The sequence below is a fragment of the Alcanivorax sp. genome (assembly GCF_051117345.1).
In the GTDB taxonomy this organism is placed as follows: Bacteria; Pseudomonadota; Gammaproteobacteria; order Pseudomonadales; family Alcanivoracaceae; genus Alcanivorax.
Map to the genome: position 1 here is coordinate 1 of NZ_JBNPEC010000199.1, position 4,968 is coordinate 4,968.

A 4,968-nucleotide genomic window follows, 5' to 3' on the forward strand; every position below is an offset into this window, starting at 1 on the left:
CGATGGGCCCATGGGGCAGCGCTGGGGCGTGCTCGATACCCTGGTAATGGCGCGGCAGAAGCATCCGGGGCAGAAGAACAATCTGGATGCTCTGGTCCGCCGGTATGGGGTGGAAAACGGCCACCGGGAGCTGCACGGGGCCTTGCTAGATGCGGAGATCCTTGCCGACGTCTACCTGGCCATGACCGGCGGGCAGACCCGACTGTCTCTCGACGGTAATAACAGTGCAGAGCAGGGCGGAGAGATGGCAGCTGAGGCTATCCGCCGGTTGGATGGTCAGCGCCCGGGACTCACCGTGGTGCGGGCCTCCGATCAGGAGCTGCAGCGGCACCGCGACAAGCTGTCAGCGATCGCCGACAGTAACGGTGAACCTACCCTCTGGGATCGTCAGGGAGATCAAAGCCCGCTGCAGTAAAACAGCGGGCTGGATGCTCGACAGCGGACGCCTGACAGGCAAGTAAACGAAAGAACTTGCCCTCGTCAGCGTCACTTAGTGCCCTTTGTCCGGTGATACCTGGAACTCACTCACATCGTGGTGTTCGATCCAGCCATTCTCGTAGAGAAAATCCGTTGCCGGCCCCAATGCCATCATCGACATAAGCAGACCGGTAATGGACATGACGATGGTATAGGGCAGGGCCATTACCACCATTCGTCCGTAGGATAGCCTCACCAGTGGCGCCAGTGCCGAGGTCAGCAGGAACAGGAAGGCTGCCTGGCCATTGGGAGTGGCAACCGAGGGAATATTGGTACCGGTGTTGATGGCCACGGCCAGCAGATCGAACGTGTCACGGTCGATTTCGCCCTTCAGTAGTGCCTGCCCGACTTCATCCACATAGACCGTCGCCACAAAGACATTATCGGACACCGCCGACAGAATCCCGTTGGCCACATAGAAGGCCGGCCCCTGGATCTGTTTTTCCAGGCTCAGTACGTATTCGATGATCGGGGCGAAGAGTTGCTGGTCCGCAATCACCGCCACCACGGCAAAAAATACCGTCAGCAGGGCGGTAAAAGGCAGGGCTTCTTCGAACGCGGCACCCAGGCGATGTTCCTCGATGATGCCGGTAAAGGACGTGGCCAGAATAATCACCGTCAGACCTACCAGGCCCACGGAGGCGGCGTGGGTCGCCAGTCCGACCACCAGCCATACGGCGGTGAGCGCCTGGACCACCAGAGCGGCCCGGTTCTGCATGGTCCGCTTGCGGTCCTGTTCCAGGGCGTATTGACGCATGATGCCGCGGACCTTTTCCGGGATGTCTTCGCCGTAACCAAAGCTGCCGCTGATTTCCAGGAACACGCAGGTCAGTAGGCCCATGACCAGCACCGGCAAGGTGATTGGCGCCATGCGCAGGAAGAACTCACCGAATTCCCAGCCCGCCTTGTTGGCGATCAGCAGGTTCTGAGGTTCGCCCACCAGAGTGCAGACCCCGCCCAGGGCAGTACCCACCGCTGCATGCATGAGCAGGCTGCGCAGGAAGGAGCGGAAGCGGCGCAGGTCCTCGCGGTGCAGATCTTCAACGCTGGTGTCGTCGCCGTGATCATGCTTCTGCTGAAAGGTCTTGCCAGAGGCCACCTTGTGGTAGATGCCGAAGAAGCCGGTGCACACTGCGATAACCACGGCGGTAACGGTGAGTGCATCTAGAAAGGCAGAGAGAATCGCCGCCGCAACACAGAACAGCAGGCTAAGGCGTACCTTGGATTTCACTCCCAGCAGGATGCGGGTAAACAGGAACAGCAACAGATCCTTGAGAAAGAAAATCCCCGCCACCATGAAAATCAGCAGCAGCATTACCTCCAGGTTGCTCTCGACCTTGTGCAGCACTGTCTCCGCGGAGGTTAGCCCGATCAGTACCGCCTCAATGGCAAGCAGGCCGCCCGGCTGGAGCGGGTAGCACTTTAGCGCCATAGCCAGCGTAAAGATGAACTGGGCCAGCAGTAGCCACCCGGCGACAACCGGACCCAGGGTCAGGTGGATCAGCGGATTCACCGCCAGGAAGGCAATGATGGTGTACTTGTACCAGGCGGGAGCTTGCCCAAGAAAGTTGTGCAAAAAGGCACGGCCAAGCGTGGCTGACATGGCGGAATCCTGCGCGAGGGATGAACGGGGTTTTAGCGGCCGCAATCATACGGACTTGCCTTGCCCCAGTACAGTGCAGATGGCGGGGATCGGGGCCGGACGATGGTAGGGGTTGACACTCCCGCAGCCGGTTTAGGGTTAACGATGGCGAAGACGCGGTTGTCAGAGTGTGGCCAGGTTAACAAATGGCCAATAAATCAGTTGCTTACAAATGAAAGTTGACGCACTGTTTGATGACGTGCAAAAGTTGATGCGCCTTTCTCGGTCGGTGTTGAAAAGGAGTGTGAAGCCCTTTTCAACGCCGCCTGGAAGGCAGGCTACCGGCAGGGTGGGTACAGTTAATCAAGTGCTCAGGTGCTTGAAAAGACAGCAAGGCTGTCGGTGCTGGCCCCGCCCGGCTTGCGTTTCAATGGCCTGCCGACACTTCTATCATGAGAATTGCGGCGTATCCGGGGGTTTGCACGGCTTTACGGATCGGACCGATGATAATAACAGTTGGGTGCTTGCGGAGAGTCCATGGTCGCCATAACGAATACCACCTCCCTGACTTTTCTCAAGGAAGCGATTGACGCCACCCTGACGGAAGCGGAAAACAGCCTGGAGGCGTTCTCCGACGACCCCTCCCGTCAGGAGGAGCTGGCACGCTGTGCCGAGGACTTCCAGCAATTGCGGGGTATCTGCCAGGTGGTGGAGCTGCCTGCAGCTGCTCTGATGAGTGAAGAGATGTCACTTGCCGCCCGGGAGCTGCGTGAAAAGCAGTCCGATGCCCGGGTACAGGCATTGAGCAATGCCATTGTGTTGCTCACCCGCTATTTCGATTATGTCCAGCTGAAGAACCGCACTCTGCCGGCCCTGCTGATCGGTGGTATTAATGAGTTGCGTCGCGCCGGTGGCAAGGCGTTGATTCAGGAAAGCCATTTTTTCAGTGCCGAGTTGTCCCGGCCCCGTAACCCGCCCGCGCCGGACAGTGACCTGCCTCGCGCCGAGTTGCCGGCCCTGGCCCGGCGCCTGCGTCACATGTACCAGACCGGCCTGTTGGGTGTGTTGCGAGATCTGAACCCTTCGGTAAACCTCCGCCTGATGGGAAGGGCCCTGGTGCGCCTGGATCGTGCCGCCGGTGACTGTGGGCTGAGTCGCTTCCTGTGGATCGGTCAGGCTGTTATCACGGCCATGGTGGCCGATGACATGGCGATCACTCCAGCCCGCAAGGCGCTGTTGTCCCAGTACGACCGACAATTGAAGAAGCTGGTCTATGGGGGGGATCAGGCGCTTGGTGAAGAAGCACCATTGTTGATGATCAAGGAAAGCCTCTATCTGGTTTCCCTGTCTTCCCTGGACACGGGAGTGGTGGCGGAAGTGAAGCAGGCGTTTACCCTGAATAATGATGTGTCCGACGCCATCCTGCAGCGTGAACTGGCGCTGATGACCGGTGCCAGCGGCTCGGTGATCCGTTCCGTGGCCAGCGCCATGCGCGATGAGATCAGTGAGCTGAAAGAAAGCCTGGATATGGCCTCCCAGGGGGTGGCTGACACTAACTATCAGTCCGTGGCCGCCAGCCTCAACCGTCTGGGTAGCACCCTGGCCATGATCGGCAAGGACGATGAGGCCGGGGTGATCAAGCAGCGGGCCGCGCAGGTAAACGAGTGGCGTGCTGACCAGAATGTGGAAAGCGAAGCATTTCATGCACTGGTAGATGATCTGCTGATGGTAGAGAACGTGGCGGCGAATCTGGAGCGCAGCATTGCGCCGGAAGACGACATTCATCGCGGTAGCAACAACAGCGGTATTTCCCTGTACCAGCTGGATGATGCGCGCATGACCGTGGTCGGGGAGTGCCGTGCCGGTCTGGCCCTGGCCAAGCGTTCCATCAGTTCCTTTATGGATAACAACTGGGATGCCATGCATCTTTCCAACCTGCCCGGAACCTTCGCCTCCATTGCCGGTGGCTTGATGTTCCTGGAGCTGCAGCGGGCCCGGGGTGTGACTGAGTCATGTCACAAATACATCGTCCATCAGCTCATCGAGGCTCCGACGACTCCCACCAAGGAAAATATGGAAACCCTGGCCGACGCCCTCACTGGCGTGGATTACTACCTGGAAAGCATGGAAGAGCAGAAGCCCATCGGCGATGGTGTGCTTGAGGTGGCGGAAGAAAGCATGAAAGCGCTGGGTTACCCGGTAACCAAAGTGGCTTGATGACCATGATTGATCTCTCCAGCCCCGAACCCAAGGACGCTGAACTCGCCCGTTGCTATGTGATCCATGAGCAAAATATCCTGATTGCCGCCGATCAATGGCAGTTACCGTTACTGCCGGCTTACATGCTTCGCCAGCACCCGCATTACTATTACCTGGGTCTGTTGAATGGCGAGCCCTGTTACGTCTGTGAACTGGTCAACCACGAACTGGATGATGGTTCCTTGCAACCGGTGCCGTTGCGGCAATTGATTTCCGGGGGACTGGATGAGCCTGGCTTCTCGATGGTCAGCCGGGCCTTGCAGTTTCTCAGCTGGCAAAAGAACCACCGATTCGGCAGCCGTTGTGGCTCCCCGACTGAAGCCCATTCCCGGGATCTGGCCATGACCTGTTCGGCCTGTGGCTATTTCCAGTACCCGAGAATCACCCCCTGCATCATTGCTCTGGTGACCCGCGGCGAGCATGCATTGTTGGGGCGCTCAACCCGTTTCCCGGAAGGGATGTATTCCTGTCTGGCAGGTTTCATGGAGGCAGGGGAGTCGGCGGAGCAGGCTCTGGCCCGCGGAGTTGGGGAAGAAAGCGGCGTCGAGGTGAGAAATCGTCGATCTCTCACCAGCCAGTCATGGACGTTTCCACCATCGTTGATGCTGGGCTTTCACACAGAATATGACGGGGGGGAAATTTGTATTGAT

At 58.7% G+C, this 4,968-nt stretch carries 3 protein-coding genes and 1 pseudogene; 3 read left to right on the forward strand and 1 reads right to left on the reverse strand.

Features of this window, described 5'->3' with window-relative positions; all coding sequences use genetic code 11:
• Positions 1-415, forward strand: a pseudogene (locus ACFE0K_RS12640) (DNA polymerase III subunit epsilon); the annotation flags it as partial.
• Between the two features lie 75 nt (positions 416-490).
• Here the strand turns inward: ACFE0K_RS12640 and nhaB are convergent.
• A complete protein-coding gene (gene nhaB, locus ACFE0K_RS12645) occupies positions 491-2,080 on the reverse strand; it encodes a sodium/proton antiporter NhaB (RefSeq protein ID WP_434536403.1) in 1,590 nt (529 codons plus the stop codon).
• 516 nt (positions 2,081-2,596) lie between these two features.
• Between nhaB and ACFE0K_RS12650 the strand changes: the two genes are divergently transcribed.
• Both ACFE0K_RS12650 and nudC read left to right on the forward strand, forming a co-directional pair.
• A complete protein-coding gene (locus ACFE0K_RS12650; protein WP_434536404.1) occupies positions 2,597-4,276 on the forward strand; it encodes a hypothetical protein in 1,680 nt (559 codons plus the stop codon).
• Positions 4,276-4,968 (forward strand): NAD(+) diphosphatase (gene nudC, locus ACFE0K_RS12655; protein ID WP_434536405.1); only part of this gene is annotated, 693 nt, incomplete at its 3' end. The genes ACFE0K_RS12650 and nudC, both read left to right, overlap by 1 nt.